This window comes from Rhizobium rosettiformans W3, from assembly GCF_004912135.1.
GTDB lineage: Bacteria > Pseudomonadota > Alphaproteobacteria > Rhizobiales > Rhizobiaceae > Allorhizobium > Allorhizobium rosettiformans.
In genome coordinates this window covers 274,756-288,344 of the sequence record NZ_STGU01000006.1, presented here as the reverse complement: position 1 = coordinate 288,344, position 13,589 = coordinate 274,756, and the positions used below count along the sequence as shown (strand labels likewise).

The following is a 13,589-nucleotide window of genomic DNA, read 5'->3' as shown; positions in this document are numbered from 1 at the left end:
ACGATGCTGTGGGTTATCGGTTGCGGCGGGCACAGCTCGCTGTTTTTCAACATTTCAATGAAGCTTTTTCTTCGAAGGGACTTCGGCCGACCGATTTTGCGGTCCTGCTTCTGCTCACCAACAACCAGGGTGCAAAGCAGAGCGAAGTGGCCGAGGCGCTCGGCATTCAGCGGGCGAATTTTGTCGCCATCGTCGACGGGCTGGAAAACAAGGGCTTCATCGAACGGCGCAAATCCGAGACCGACCGGCGTGTCCAGTCGCTCTACATGACGCCGGCGGGAGAGGCCTATCTCGAGGAACTCATGCCGATCTGGGTCGATCATGAGCGTTGGGTCCTGGAGCAACTCGGCGGCATTGCCGAGCGCGACAGCGTCAACCGCTTGCTCAGACGTCTCTACGACTGATCGTCAACGACCGCTTCGCAGGTCGTGGCTGCTGATCGCCTCGTCGACCAGCCCGTTTGCGATCTTCATGCGCAAGGTCGCTGCGTCGCGATAGTCTGCGGCGACGCGATCCGGATGGTTCTCGCGGGCGAAGCGGCGGCGGCGCTCCTGCAGCCGATCGCGGTCGTCCGACAGTTCGATGCCGAGATCCTCGGCAACCTCCTGCGGTGAAAGGCGTCCTGCCCATGCGGGTGGCGGCGGCGGAGCAGGCGGCTCGGGCTCTTCCGATGGCAGGTTTTCGGGCATCAGGAAGAGGTAGGCGTTGAGACGCTGGTCAACCCCAGTTCCAGGGGCTGCTGCAAGGTCCGGCTCCGCCACAAAGCCGGTGCTCAGGCCCTTGATGCGGAATGTCTGTTCTTCGGCTACGGGCTGCTCTTCGGCCTCGTCATCAAGCCTGTCGACGACCGACTGGAAGAGAGACTTTCCAAACAGCATGCGTGTTCGACCTCCGCTGCGGCCGCGCCGCGCCTATAGGGCACAACATCATGCCGGGATGGAGCGGAGCTTGCGGAAAGGCTCCGACCGCGCGCGCCGCTGGAACGGCAGGTCAGCTTTGCGACTGGCTCTGGCTCTGCGAGGGTTCGACCACCAGCGTGACGGTCAGATCCTCGCCGGCAAGGCCGATCCGCATGCCGGAAACGGGGGCTGCGTCGGCATAGCAGAGGCCCGTGGCGATGCGGACATAGCGGGCATCGGGGCAGTGGTTGTTGGCCGGATCGAAACCGACCCAGCCGAGACCGGGAAGGTGAACCTCGGCCCAGGCGTGGGTCGCGACCTGTTCGATGCGGTCGTCCATCAACAGGTAGCCCGAGACGTAGCGGGCGGGCAGGGCGAGCAGGCGGGCGGCGGCGATGAAGGCATGCGCATGGTCCTGGCAGACGCCGCGGCCGGCTTCGAGCGCCTGTTCGGCGGTGGTTTCCGTGCCGGTCGTTCCCGTTTCATAGGCGATCTGGGCGTTGAGCTTGCCCATCAGGTCATGCATCTTCGCCAGCTCGTTGTCGCCGGAGAGGCTGCGCGAAAGCTCACGGATCAGCTTGCCCGGCTTGGTGAGCGGCGTGTCGCGGAGATAGAGCCAGAGCGGCACATAGCCCTGATGCGGCCCGTAAACGCCGGAGCGGTCTTCGGTCTCGACCTCGCCAGAGGCGACGATATGGACACTGTGGCTGTCGCCTTCGGTGGAGACGAGATGGGTCTGGTTGCCGAACTGGTCGTTGAAGCCGGCCTCGACATTGGCGCCGTCGACGGCGATGTTCCACGACAGCACCTTCTGGCCCGGGCCGTCCTGCGGGGTCAGTCGCAGCCGTTGCAGCGAGTATTGGACCGGGTCGTCATAGCGATATTCGGTGGTATGGCTTATCCGCAGACGCATGCGCTCAATCCTGCTCAGCTATAGAACCTGTAACCCTCGGTGATTTCATTGCCCAGCTTGTTGTTGAGCGAGATGAAATTGTCGAGGAACTCGTGCAGCCCCTGATCCATGATCTGATCGATGCTGGTCGTTTTCAGGGTCGCAAGCACGGCATCGGCGGTGTGGTGCGCCGCAAGGCGCTCGCCATATTCCTGGCCGACATAGCCGAGGTTGGAGGTGATCTTTTCGTAGCAATAGGCAAGCGAGCGCGGCATCTGTCCGCTGAGGATCAGAAAATCGGCAATGTTGGCCGCCTTGTATTCTCCGTCATAGACCCAGCGATAGGAGCGATGCGCGGAAACCGAGCGCAGGATCGATTCCCACTGCATGTTGTCGAGCGAGGAGCCGACATGGGTGATCGCCGGCAGAAGCACGTAGTACTTCACATCGAGGATGCGGCTGGTGTTGTCTGCGCGTTCGATGAAGGTGCCGATGCGGGCGAAGTTATAGATCTCGTTGCGCAACATCGAGCCGTGGAAGGCGCCGCGGATCAGGCCGGCGCGGCGCTTCACGGTGTCGATGACCTCAGGCAGATCAGCGGACTTCAGCTTGCGGGCGAGCATCTGCTTCAGCTCGATCCAGCATTCGTTGGTGGCTTCCCAAGTCTCGCGGGTCAACGCCGTGCGCACCATGCGGGCATTGTTGCGGGCGGCGTCGATGCAGGACATGACGCTGGAAGGGTTGGCGGTATCGCGCAGCAAAAAATCGATCGCGTCGGCTGCGGTCACCTTGTCCTGCCGCTCGGCAAAAAGGCTTCTGACATCGGCACTCTGCAGCACCGCATCCCAGTCCTCGTCGGAAGCGCCCGAGCGGGTCAGCGACATGCGAAGCCCGGCGTCGACGAGACGGGCAATGTTTTCGGCTCTTTCGATGTAGCGGAACATCCAGAAGAGGCCGTTGGCGGTTCGTCCGAGCATGACCATGTCAGTCCTCCAGTACCCAGGTGTCCTTGGTGCCGCCGCCCTGGCTTGAATTGACCACGAGCGAACCCTGCTTGAGGGCCACGCGGGTCAGGCCGCCGGGAATGATCTGCACCTTGTCGGAGACGAGGACATAGGGACGTAAGTCGACGTGGCGGGGCGCGATCCCCTTGTTCACGAGGATCGGCACGGTCGAGAGCGACAGCGTCGGCTGGGCGATGTAGTTGTTCGGCCGGGCCTTCAGCTTTTCGGCGAAGGCGGCACGCTCCTTCTTGGAGGCGGTCGGGCCGACCAGCATGCCGTAGCCGCCGGAGCCGTGCACTTCCTTCACGACCAGTTCTTCGAGGTGTTCGAGAACGTATGCCAGGCTGTCTGCCTCAGAGCAGCGCCAGGTCGGCACATTTTCGAGGATCGCTTTGCGGCCGGTGTAGAACTCGACGATCTCGGGCATGTAGGAGTAGATCGCCTTGTCGTCGGAAATGCCGGTGCCCGGGGCGTTCGCAATGGTGATGTTGCCGGCCCGGTAGACATCCATGATGCCGGGAATGCCGAGCGCCGAGTCGGGGCGGAAGGTGAGGGGATCGAGGAAGTCGTCGTCGACGCGGCGGTAGAGCACGTCGATCGCCTCATAGCCGCGCGTGGTGCGCATCTTCACCTTGCCGTCGATGACGCGGAGATCCGAGCCTTCGACCAGCTCGACGCCCATCATGTCGGCGAGGAAGGAATGCTCGTAATAGGCGGAATTATAGATGCCGGGGGTGAGGACTGCGACGCGCGGCTTGCCCTTGCAGCCGGGAGGGGCGAGCGAGGCGAGCGACTGGCGGAGCAGATAGGGATAGTCCTCGACGCGCTGCACCTTGTTCAGCTGGAAGAGCTCCGGGAACATCTGCATCATGGTTTCCCGGTTCTCCAGCATGTAGGAGACGCCGGAGGGCGTGCGGGCATTGTCTTCCAGCACGTAGAACTGGTCTTCACCGGTCCGCACGATGTCTGTGCCGACGATGTGGGTGTAGACCCCGCCCGGCGGACGAAAACCGATCATCTCGGGCAGGAAGGCGACGTTCTTCTCGATCAGCTCGCGGGGAATGCGGCCGGCCTTGATGATTTCCTGCTTGTGGTAGATGTCGTCGAGAAAGGCGTTCAGCGCCAGCACGCGCTGTTCGATGCCCTGGGCGAGCTTGCGCCATTCGCGGCCGGAAATGATGCGCGGAATGATGTCGAAGGGGATCAGTTTTTCGGCACTGTCGGCATGGCCGTAGACGGCAAAGGTGATGCCCGTCTTGCGAAAGATGTTTTCCGCATCTCTCGACTTGGCCAGAAGCCTTGCCGGGTCCTGGCTGGAATACCAATCGAAGTAGTTCTGGTAAGGTCCGCGCGGAGCACCGTCCGCTGTCATCATTTCATCAAATGCCAATGGCGCCATCCCCTTTTTGGTTCATTTGAATACAAGCATTTGGCCAATGCAAGCAGCATCGCAGGTCAAGGGACGAGAATTAGGCACGGCTTCATCTGCCTGGAAAATCGGCATGAGCGCCATTTTTGAGCAATCGGGACGGTGTGATCACTGCATCTCCCGGTTCTACCGGGTGGTGAATCCCTGCCGCTGAACCGCAGCTTTTGCGTGACATGAATTTCTGCCGCTTAATTAGGCATCTGTTTCAGAATGTTTTTTGTGTCCGAACCTGATGTGAGCGAAATTCAACGGGCTTTGCAGGAAAACTCTTTTGACCGCGGCCGGGGTCGGCATTATCGAAGCGGACAGCCGGCGGCTTGCGATCCGGTCCTGGAAAGACGAACCGACTCATGACACTCGCCCGCATCGCCCCCGTCCTCTTCGTGTTGCTGTGGTCGACGGGATGGGTCTCAGCCAAATACGCGACGTTCTTTGCCGATCCTCTGACGTTCCTCGTGGTTCGCTACGGCACGGCGGTCGTGTTGTTCTACATCGTCTGTCGTGTCGGAGGCGTCTCCTGGCCGAAGGATCGGGCCGGATGGCTGCATGCCATCGTCTCGGGCATGTTCCTGCACGGGCTTTATCTCGGCATGGTCTGGTGGGCGATCGGGCAGGGGGTGCCGGCGGCGCTGTCAGGGATCATAGCGGGCCTGCAGCCGCTGATGACCGGGGTCGCCGCCGCCTATCTGATCGGCGAGGACCTCAGCGCCAGTCAGCGGCTTGGCCTGGTGATCGGCTTCCTCGGGGTTGGTATCGCGGTCCTGCCTAAGGTGCTGGTCATCGATGCTTCCACGATCCCGGCCTATGCCGTGGCGGTCAACGTTTTGGCCATGGCCTGCGTGACGGCCGGCACGATCTACCAGAAGCGGCTGGTCAAGGAGGGCGATCTGCGCGCCGTGGCAACGCTGCAATATGTCGGCGCCCTGATCGTCACGGTTCCGGCGGCCGTTGCGCTCGAAAACTTGCATGTCGACTGGAGCCTCGGTTTCTTCGCGACGCTTGCCTGGTCTGTCATTGGGATCTCGATGGGCGCGATCGCGCTGCTTCTCTATCTGATCCGCCACGGCGACGTGTCGAAGGCGGCCTCGCTCATTTATCTCGTTCCGCCGATGGCGGCTCTCGAAGCCGCCATCGCCTTCGGGGAAGAGTTGACAGTGCCGATGATGGTCGGGACCTGCGTGGTCATGGTCGGCGTTTACCTGACCAATCGCAAGACAGTATCGGCGCCAGAGTGAGCGGCCGGCCGCGCAGGCCATGAAAAATGGCGCGGTGGGTGCCGCGCCATTTCAAAATTCTAGAGCTTATCGAGCCACGACTTAGGCCTGGCGACGACGACCGCCGGCGGTGCCGGAACGGGCCGGACGGCCCTGGCCGTTGCCCCCGGGATTGCCACCCGGACGGCCCTGGCCACCATTGGCGTTGCGGTTCTGTCCGCCGCCATTGCCACCCTTGCGATGACCGGTCTTGGCCGGACGACCATCGGCCTTGGGAGCGCCTTCGGCCTTGCCACGACCCTTGCTCTGGCCCTGGTGATTCCGGTTGTTGCCGCCGCCACCACCGCCGCCGCGACGCTGCGGACGGGCCGGGCGTGCGAGGTTTGCCGGCGGTTCGCCCGAGGCGACCGGGATCTCGATGCCCATCAGCTTTTCGACGTCGCGCAGCAGACGACCTTCGTCCGGACCGCAGAATGCGATTGCGATGCCTTCGCGACCGGCACGGGCCGTACGGCCGATGCGGTGCACGTATGCGTCCGGCACTTCCGGCAGGTCGTAGTTGAAGACGTGAGAGACGGCCGGGATGTCGATCCCGCGGGCGGCAACGTCGGTGGCGATCAGCGTCTTGATCTCGCCGTCACGGAAGCCCTTCAGAGCGCGCTCGCGCTGGCCCTGGCTCTTGTTGCCGTGGATCGAGGCGACCGAGTAGCCGGTGGCGTCCAGGTGCTTCATCAGCTTTTCCGCGCCATGCTTGGTGCGCAGGAAGACGATGGAGCGGCCATCCGGATTGTCGTTGAGGATCTTCTTGAGCATTTCCGTCTTGGCGTTCTGGCCGGCAACGAAATGCACGTGCTGTTCGACCTTGTCCGCAGCCTTGCCCGGAGGCGAGACGGCGATCTTCAGCGGGTCGGTCAGGAAGCTTGCGGCGAGATCGGCGATCGACGGCGGCATGGTGGCCGAGAACAGAAGCGTCTGGCGCTTCGGCGGGACCATCTTGGAGATCTTGCGCAGGTCATGGATGAAGCCGAGATCCAGCATCTGGTCGGCTTCGTCGAGAACGAGGTAACGGACGGCGCGCAGCGAAATCGCGTTGCGGGCGATCAGGTCGAGCAGACGGCCAGGCGTTGCGACGAGAATGTCGGTGCCCTTTTCGAGCTGCAGCTGCTGCTTGCCGATCGATGCACCGCCGACGACCTGGTTGATCTTCAGCGGCAGGCGGCGCAGGTAGCTGCGCAGGTTGTCGCCGATCTGGTTTACCAGTTCGCGGGTCGGGGCGAGAATGAGGGCGCGGGTGGTGCGGTTGTCGGGGCGCTTCTCGTCCTTGAGAAGCATCTCGATCATCGGCAGGCCAAAAGCGGCCGTCTTGCCGGTGCCGGTCTGAGCGAGGCCAATCAGGTCGCGGCCTGCGAGGACGACGGGGATACCCTTCTCCTGGATCGGAGTGGGCGTCGAGAAGCCGAGCGTCGTCAGCGTCGCGACGATATTCTTGGAGAGGCCAAGATCATCGAAAGTTGTCAAAGTCATACCTTTCGGGGCGCCAAATGCACGACCCCGGAACGCGGTCTTCGCGATCCGGTTGGCATTGGCGTCAAGAACCCCGCGTGATTTGGGAACTTGTAAGTTGGAAAAAGCTTCCAGCGCAGCGGCGGAGTGTCTGCCAGTCATGTCATGCGCTTGTCCTTCGTCGCGTCTCAGATGTCGCTGGGCTCGCTCACGCGGCGGCCGGAAGGTGAAAGCTGACCTGCAAATGGGCTTATTTGGCCGAGAAGTCAAGGAAATGTTTGCAGTGCAGCGTGAAAGGTGCCGGCCCATGCTCAGCTGTCGACCGTCAGCAGCACCGAAATCATGCATCCTTCGGCAATGCCTTCCCGCCTGCGCAGTTCCGCCTTCAGCGGCAGAAGGTAGGTCGCGCGTTTCCTGTCCGGGAAAAGAGAGGTTTTGACGGCACTGGCGCCAATCTGCACCTGAACGGCAATGGCGCCCAATGCATTGGGGTGACCGAAGAAGCGGGCTCTCGCCGCCGCCTCTTCGTCCAGAAAAACGGCGTGCCATCCACCGGGGCCGTCGAACTTCACGACCTCTGCCTCGAAACGGATGGGCTGTCCGCTCCCGCTCATCCCTTGTCACCTTGGGGCATGTTGAGGTGGAAATCGCAGATGGCGACCCGTCTGCCGTTCAGCATGACCTCCAGCGCATGCCTTCCCGGATGATAAACCCGCGTCGTGATCGGCCGAAAGGCATGGCGCCTGGCGATGGTCACGCTGTCGCCCGCCGCGATCGTCAGGCTCTTGCCCTTGAACACCTTGGGGGAGAGCGAGCCGTCCTTCTTCTGATGGTGGATGGCATAGTCGACCAGCACTGTCCTCGTTGCCGCGCCGGTGTTGGAGAGCCGGATCTCGAAGGTCAGTTCTCCGGGGAAATCGATCCGGTCAGACGCAAGCGTGAGGGTGGCCTCGACGTCGGTGAGCGCGGCGAAGCCGAAATTGGCGAGCGCCTTGCCGTGTCCCTTCTTGATCAGCGTGCGCGAGGCGTGTTTGAGAAGCCAGAGCCTCTCCTTCGAGGCGCCTTTCGCGTGGCGCTCGACGAAATCGGCGACGAGATCCGGATGGTCCTTGGCGATGTCGTTCAAGCTGTTGGCGACCGAGCGGCGGACATAATCCTCGGGGTCGTCAAGGAGGGCCTCCAGAATCGGCAGGATCGGTGTGGGGTCCGCGACGAGCTGGGGCAGGCGCATGGCCCAGGGAAGGCGGGGGCGGGTGCCTTCACTCGCAAGGCGGCGGACGTGGTGGTTCGGGTCGAGCACCCAGTTCGAGATCATCGCGAGTGCCGCGTCCTGCTCCTCGGCAATGAAGGGCCGGATGCCGAATTCTGCGGTGAAATGCGGCGTCAGCGACTTCAGAAGATCGAGTGCGGTCGCCAGATGCCCGCGGCCATGGCGGGCAATGTACTGGTTGAAGGAGAGGAGAGCCCAGCCGCTCAGTCCTGGCACTTCGCGCGCCGGCAGACAGTCGTCCAGGATCCTTGCGGCGGTCTCGAAGTCGCCCGGCAGATGTCGGTGCAGCGCATCCGCGATACATTGCCCGCGCTGCATGAGTTCGAGGCTGTCGATCACCGGAAGGGTATCGGTTAGGAAGGCAGCGTGGTCGAAGGGGCCCCAAGCCCGCGCTACGGCGTCTGCCGTGTCGCGGGCGGTGTGTGGGCCGATCAGGTGTTTCAGCGGCTCGGCCATGATGTCAGATCGTGTCCGTCGTTGAAAAATGCTGCATCAGGGTAACACCGGTGATCGCTGCCATGTAAGGGGCGAAGGCGGGATCCGCCTGCACCTTGGCAGCGGCGGCATCGGCGCTTTCCTTGTCGCTCCATTCGACGAGATCGGCGATCAGGTCGCGCTGGTCGAGCGAGTTCAGCGCCTTCCAGCTGACGAAGCCGGGATAGGTCTTAACGGCGGCCATCGCTGCACGGCGGGCCTCTTCGGCGGCAGGTCTGTCTGCCACGCTGCAGACGGCGAGTTCGAGAACGGTGGTGGTGGTCATGTGGCTCTCCCGGTGTTGATGACGGCTTGACCTAACACGACCCAACTGACAACCTTCTGGCCATAGTCTTTGCCGGAGGTATCGCATGCGCCCTGCCGACCGTCTTTTCCGGATCATCCAGCTGATGCGCGCGACCGGCCGCGCCATGACCGCCGCCGAGATCGCCGAGAAGATGGAGGTGGCACCCCGCACCATCTACCGCGACATGGACCATCTCATTGCCTCCGGCGCGCCGATCGAAGGCGAGCGCGGCGTCGGCTACATGCTGCGCGAGGCCTTCGATGCCCCGCCGCTGACCTTCACGTTCGAGCAACTGGAGGCGCTCGCCTTCGGGCTTCGGGCAGTCGAGATGCTGGGTGATCCCAGACTCGGCCAGGCGGCGCGCGAGGCGAAGGAGAAGATGCTGGGCATGCTGCCGGCTGACCACGCGGAGCGGCTTGTTTCAGCCCCTATCCATGCCTTCCGTTCGTCTGCCCAGCCGATGGTGCCGGATTGTCTCGGCGATGTCCGCTCGGCACTGTCGGTCAAGCGCAAGGTCTGGATCGCCTATCACTCGCTTCCGGGCGAGCGCAGCCAGCGCGTCGTCTGGCCGCTGGGCTTGGCCGCCTTCGGCGCGATCTGGGTGATGACCGCCTGGTGCGAGATGCGCCAGGGTTTTCGCGATTTCCGTCTCGATCGCGTCGAGGACTGGAAGGTGATACAGGATCGGTTCGAGCCTCAGCCGCATCAGACCTATCAGGCGTATCTGAAGCAGCTCAGCTGAGTTTTTTTGCTGCGCAGCAAAATTCTTTTTATGCGGGCCTCCTAATTTCCCTAAAAATTAAGGGGTTCGAACCGATAGGTGGAGGTACGAAAGCAACTTCTGAAAGACGCCTATGAAAAATCTGAGAGTTTCCCGCAAGCTGGCCCTGGCTTTCGCCTCGGTGCTGTTCGTTGTTATCGCCTTCTGTTCCGTTGCATTTGTGTCCATGCAGCGGATCCACGAAGCCACGATTGCCAATCAGCAGACGCAGTCGGTGCTTAAACTGTCTGGTCAGATCCTCGCGACGCTTGTTGAACATCAGAACGCCATGCGCGGCTTTGTCGCGAGCCTGAACGATGAATTTATTGAGCGAATGGCCAAGTACGGCGACGCCGTTCCGCCCTTGATGGCGCAGCTCGAACAGAAGCTCGAAAAGTCCGATGCGGACGCCTATCTGCCGCCTGTCCGTCAAGCGATTCAGACATTCTATTCGCAGCTCGATGCGACCGTCGCCAGTGCGCGTGATCCCGCGAAGATCGAGGAAACGCGGAGCAATATCGCAACGACGGCACGGCTGAGTGATATCCGTAAGGCGCTTACTGCGCTCGACGAGGCAAATCAGAAACTTGCCGATAAGCGAACTGCATCTCTAAACGCCGCCTTCCAGACAGGGACTATGACCCTCATCGTCGGTGGGATCATGGCCGCCCTCATTGCGGTTGCCATGGGTATCCTGCTGACACGCAGCCTTGCGGCGCCCCTCAGAGGCATGACCTTGGCTATGCGAAAGCTGGCGGAAGGGGACACGTCCATCGACATTCCGGCTATGGAGCGTCGTGACGAACTTGGCTCGATGGCCGGCGCTGTCGAAGTGTTCCGGGCAAATGCGATTGCTGCGGTGAAGTTGGAGGCTGATGCGAAGCTGCAGCAATCGACGACGGAGGCCGAAAGGGCTGCTCGTGCGAAACTCGACGAAGCTCGTTCCGAAGCGATGACGCAGGCAACCGCAACGCTTGCCGGTGGCTTGGCAGAACTTGCAAAGGGTAATCTCACAATTCGCCTCGGACAGCCGTTTGCCGAGGAGTTCGAAACCCTCCGGAATGACTTCAACGAAGCTGTCGCCCAACTTGCCGAAACGCTCTCGGCCGTCGCGCATGCCACGACGTCGATCGACAACGGCTGCCGTGAGATCAGCGGCAGCACGGATGATCTCTCGCGTCGTACCGAACAGCAGGCTGCCTCTCTTGAAGAAACGGCGGCAGCACTGGACGAAATCACCGTCAACGTTCGACACGCCTCGAACCGCGTCGATGAGGCCCGTGCCGCAGCATCGGATGCTGCGCACAGTGCCGAGACTTCCGGCACCGTCGTCGCGAGCGCAGTTGCGGCCATGGGCCGTATCGAGCAGTCATCCCAGTCGATTTCCAACATCATCGGCGTGATCGACGAAATCGCATTTCAGACCAATCTGCTTGCGCTCAATGCTGGCGTGGAAGCCGCGCGTGCCGGGGAAGCGGGCAAGGGCTTTGCGGTCGTCGCCCAGGAGGTCCGTGAACTCGCACAGCGGTCGGCCCAGGCTGCAAAGGAGATCAAGGACCTCATCAGGGTCTCGACCGAAGAAGTCGCAAACGGCGTAAAGCTGGTGAGTGACACCGGCGCTGCGCTGAAGACGATCGAAAGCTTCATTACGACGGTAAATGTCCAGATGAACGCAATCGCCACGGCGGCGAAAGAGCAGGCGACTGGGCTTGCCGAAGTCAACACCGCGGTCAATCAAATGGATCAGTTCACCCAGCAGAACGCGGCGATGGTCGAAGAGACGAATGCGGCAAGTGCGGGACTTGCAACTGAAAGCACGCGCCTTCGGCAATTGGTCCAGCGTTTCGAGATCAGCGCTGCGAAAGCCGCTGGTCAGGCAGAGAGAGGCTATGCGGCTGCCATGCGCCGATCGGCATAAGGCGCGGTACTGTCCGCAAGCCTTTTCAAAGCCGTAAAACTCAAACGCCTCGACTTTACGGGTCGAGGCGTTTTGCTTTCTCGCTCGAATCTGCTTCGATGGGCCGGATCCGGCGCCTCAAAAATCCGTCGCAACCCCGCCTTCGGCCTTGCGTTTGGCGACGAAGGCGTCGAGTTCTTCCTCGACAGCGGGATCGATTGCCGGACGCTCGTAGGTGGCGAGCTTCTCCTTGAAGATCCGGTTGGCGTGGTCGTAAGTGGTCGGGCGGCCGGCTTCGGTCCAGGTCTCGAAATTGCGCCAGTCGGAGAGGATCGGCGAATAGAAGGCACTCTCGTAACGGGCGAGGGTATGGGCGGTGCCGAAGAAGTGGCCGCCGGGGCCGACTTCGCGGACCGCATCGAGCGCCAGCGCGTCCTGGCTGACATCGAGGGGGGTGAGGAATTCTGCCACCATCTGCAGCATGTCGACGTCTAGGATGAACTTCTCGAAGGACGCCGTCAGGCCGCCTTCGGTCCAGCCGGCCGAATGCATGATGAAATTGCCGCCGCCTTGCGTCAGGGCCCAGAGAGAGAAGACGCTCTCGTAGGCCGCCTGGGCATCGAGCGTGTTGGCGGCATTGGTGTTGGAGGTGCGGTAGGGGATGCCGTAGCGGCGGGCGAGTTGGCCACCGACGATGACCGCCTTCATGTATTCGGGCGTGCCGAAGGCCGGAGCGCCGCTCTTCATGTCGACATTCGAAGTGAAGCCGCCATAGACGGCCGGGGCGCCGCGTTTGACCATCTGGGTGAAGGCGATGCCGCAGAGGGCTTCGGCATTCTGCTGGACGACGGCGCCGGCGATGGTGACGGGCGCCATGGCGCCGGCCAGCGTGAAGGGCGTCATCACGACGACCTGGCCGCGCGAGGACATTTCGATGATGCCCTGCAGCATCGGGCCGTCGAGGCGGAGCGGCGAGGACGAATTGATGATGGTGAAGAGCGAAGGCTCGATCTCCATCTGCTCCATGGAGATGCCACGGCCGATGCGGGCGATCTCGATCGCATCGAGATTGCGCTGCTTGCCGAGCGAGTAGCAGTGGAAGACCTTGTCGGTCAGCTTCACCATGTCGGAGAGGCAGTCGAGGTGGCGCACTGAGGCATGAATGTCGATCGGCTCAACCGGATAACCGCCGGTCGTGTGGATCACGTCATAGCACTGGGCAAGCTTCACCAGCTTGCGGAAGTCTTCCTGGTTGCCGGCGCGGCGGCCGCCTTCGCGGTCGGCGACGAAGGGGGCGGAGGCGATCTGGGCGAAGACCAGGTTGTTGCCGCCCATCTTGACGTTGCGCTCGGGATTGCGGGCGAACATCTGGAACTCGCGCGGAGCGGACGCGATCATGTCCATGATCAGGTGGCGATCGAAGCGGACGCGATCGGAGCCTTCTGTCACCTCTGCGCCATGCGCCTTCATGATGGCGCGGGCCTCCGGCAGCATGATGTCCATGCCGATTTCTTCGAGGATGGTCAGTGACGCATCGTGAATGGCGTCGAGTGCTTCCGGATCGAGCAGCTCGGTCTTGGCGAGGCGATTGACGAGGTTGCGATACTTGCCCGCAGCACCTGCGCGGCTGCGCTCGCCGCCGCGGCCGCCGGTGCGTCTGCGGCGTTCGCCACCGGCCGACGGGGTTTCAGTCTCGGACAAGGCGGAGATGCTAATGTCGCTCATGGTCGATCCATTGTGTCAAATTCGACATCAAGTCTCGCAGGTTCGGGCCGCAAAAGGCATTGCCGTTTGCGACGAAAAACCGGCTCATCTGGAACAGTGGCATGGTCAGCTGTTTGTCGCGAGGCAGAAGGTCTATCTGTATTCGCTTTTTAAGTATCAGATTGTTCTCTGCTTACTCGCTGTTTACCAAAACAAGTCATTGATCTCATGGTGAA

General features: G+C 62.1%; 14 protein-coding genes. 5 read left to right on the top strand and 9 right to left on the bottom strand.

Annotated features, from left to right (window positions below; genetic code table 11):
• The coding region (locus FAA86_RS13550) for a MarR family winged helix-turn-helix transcriptional regulator (protein ID WP_136541358.1) at positions 1-404 on the top strand (404 nt) is incomplete at its 5' end.
• A 3-nt stretch (positions 405-407) separates the two neighbouring features.
• Here FAA86_RS13550 and FAA86_RS13545 read toward each other — a convergent pair.
• The 4 genes from FAA86_RS13545 to FAA86_RS13530 form a co-directional block, all read right to left on the bottom strand.
• Entirely contained in the window at positions 408-878 is a 471-nt protein-coding gene (locus tag FAA86_RS13545; protein ID WP_136541356.1) for a hypothetical protein, read from the bottom strand.
• A gap of 112 nt (positions 879-990) precedes the next feature.
• On the bottom strand, positions 991-1,812 hold the full coding sequence (locus FAA86_RS13540) for a transglutaminase family protein (protein WP_136541354.1): 822 nt from the start codon (positions 1,810-1,812) through the stop codon (positions 991-993).
• A 14-nt stretch (positions 1,813-1,826) separates the two neighbouring features.
• The gene (locus FAA86_RS13535; RefSeq protein WP_136541384.1) at positions 1,827-2,768 is read right to left on the bottom strand and encodes an alpha-E domain-containing protein; all 942 of its coding nucleotides are present in this window, start codon (positions 2,766-2,768) and stop codon (positions 1,827-1,829) included.
• A gap of 7 nt (positions 2,769-2,775) precedes the next feature.
• Complete coding sequence (locus FAA86_RS13530) at positions 2,776-4,185, bottom strand: circularly permuted type 2 ATP-grasp protein (protein WP_113459756.1); 1,410 nt, start codon at positions 4,183-4,185, stop codon at positions 2,776-2,778.
• Between the two features lie 389 nt (positions 4,186-4,574).
• Between FAA86_RS13530 and FAA86_RS13525 the strand changes: the two genes are divergently transcribed.
• Positions 4,575-5,459 (top strand): DMT family transporter, encoded by an 885-nt coding sequence (locus tag FAA86_RS13525; protein WP_136541352.1) that lies wholly within the window; start codon positions 4,575-4,577, stop codon positions 5,457-5,459.
• Positions 5,460-5,540: 81 nt separating this feature from the next.
• On the opposite strand, the gene FAA86_RS13520 is transcribed toward FAA86_RS13525, so the two are convergent.
• The 4 genes from FAA86_RS13520 to FAA86_RS13505 form a co-directional block, all read right to left on the bottom strand.
• Positions 5,541-6,956 (bottom strand): DEAD/DEAH box helicase, encoded by a 1,416-nt coding sequence (locus tag FAA86_RS13520; protein WP_484335646.1) that lies wholly within the window; start codon positions 6,954-6,956, stop codon positions 5,541-5,543.
• A gap of 296 nt (positions 6,957-7,252) precedes the next feature.
• Positions 7,253-7,555 carry a DUF1905 domain-containing protein gene (locus tag FAA86_RS13515; RefSeq protein WP_136541348.1) on the bottom strand — a complete coding sequence of 101 codons (303 nt, stop codon included), beginning with the start codon at positions 7,553-7,555 and terminating at the stop codon, positions 7,253-7,255.
• Positions 7,552-8,667 (bottom strand): DNA alkylation repair protein, encoded by a 1,116-nt coding sequence (locus FAA86_RS13510; protein WP_136541346.1) that lies wholly within the window; start codon positions 8,665-8,667, stop codon positions 7,552-7,554. The genes FAA86_RS13515 and FAA86_RS13510 overlap by 4 nt, the downstream gene beginning before the upstream one ends.
• 4 nt (positions 8,668-8,671) lie before the next feature.
• Complete coding sequence (locus tag FAA86_RS13505; RefSeq protein ID WP_136541344.1) at positions 8,672-8,971, bottom strand: hypothetical protein; 300 nt, start codon at positions 8,969-8,971, stop codon at positions 8,672-8,674.
• An 85-nt stretch (positions 8,972-9,056) separates the two neighbouring features.
• Between FAA86_RS13505 and FAA86_RS13500 the strand changes: the two genes are divergently transcribed.
• Entirely contained in the window at positions 9,057-9,734 is a 678-nt protein-coding gene (locus tag FAA86_RS13500; RefSeq protein ID WP_136541342.1) for a helix-turn-helix transcriptional regulator, read from the top strand.
• Positions 9,735-9,846: 112 nt separating this feature from the next.
• A complete protein-coding gene (locus FAA86_RS13495; protein WP_136541340.1) occupies positions 9,847-11,670 on the top strand; it encodes a HAMP domain-containing methyl-accepting chemotaxis protein in 1,824 nt (607 codons plus the stop codon).
• A gap of 117 nt (positions 11,671-11,787) precedes the next feature.
• On the opposite strand, the gene FAA86_RS13490 is transcribed toward FAA86_RS13495, so the two are convergent.
• Positions 11,788-13,374: a trimethylamine methyltransferase family protein gene (locus FAA86_RS13490; RefSeq protein ID WP_136541338.1), complete on the bottom strand. Its 1,587-nt coding sequence runs from the start codon at positions 13,372-13,374 to the stop codon at positions 11,788-11,790.
• On the opposite strand from FAA86_RS13490, the gene FAA86_RS13485 reads away from it, so the two are divergent.
• Positions 13,364-13,588 (top strand): hypothetical protein, encoded by a 225-nt coding sequence (locus FAA86_RS13485; protein WP_113465484.1) that lies wholly within the window; start codon positions 13,364-13,366, stop codon positions 13,586-13,588. The two genes, FAA86_RS13490 and FAA86_RS13485, sit on opposite strands and share 11 nt — an antisense overlap.
• The last annotated feature ends 1 nt before the right edge of the window (position 13,589 follow it).

Bases quoted from the DNA above. Each gene is read 5' to 3' on its own strand.
- FAA86_RS13545 (WP_136541356.1), bottom strand. From the start codon at position 878: ATGCTGTTTGGAAAGTCTCTCTTCCAGTCGGTCGTCGACAGGCTTGAT.
- FAA86_RS13540 (WP_136541354.1), bottom strand. From the start codon at position 1,812: ATGCGTCTGCGGATAAGCCATACCACCGAATATCGCTATGACGACCCG.
- FAA86_RS13535 (WP_136541384.1), bottom strand. From the start codon at position 2,768: ATGCTCGGACGAACCGCCAACGGCCTCTTCTGGATGTTCCGCTACATC.
- FAA86_RS13525 (WP_136541352.1), top strand. From the start codon at position 4,575: ATGACACTCGCCCGCATCGCCCCCGTCCTCTTCGTGTTGCTGTGGTCG.
- FAA86_RS13515 (WP_136541348.1), bottom strand. From the start codon at position 7,555: ATGAGCGGGAGCGGACAGCCCATCCGTTTCGAGGCAGAGGTCGTGAAG.
- FAA86_RS13510 (WP_136541346.1), bottom strand. From the start codon at position 8,667: ATGGCCGAGCCGCTGAAACACCTGATCGGCCCACACACCGCCCGCGAC.
- FAA86_RS13505 (WP_136541344.1), bottom strand. From the start codon at position 8,971: ATGACCACCACCACCGTTCTCGAACTCGCCGTCTGCAGCGTGGCAGAC.
- FAA86_RS13500 (WP_136541342.1), top strand. From the start codon at position 9,057: ATGCGCCCTGCCGACCGTCTTTTCCGGATCATCCAGCTGATGCGCGCG.
- FAA86_RS13495 (WP_136541340.1), top strand. From the start codon at position 9,847: ATGAAAAATCTGAGAGTTTCCCGCAAGCTGGCCCTGGCTTTCGCCTCG.
- FAA86_RS13485 (WP_113465484.1), top strand. From the start codon at position 13,364: ATGTCGCTCATGGTCGATCCATTGTGTCAAATTCGACATCAAGTCTCG.
- FAA86_RS13490 (WP_136541338.1), bottom strand. From the start codon at position 13,374: ATGAGCGACATTAGCATCTCCGCCTTGTCCGAGACTGAAACCCCGTCG.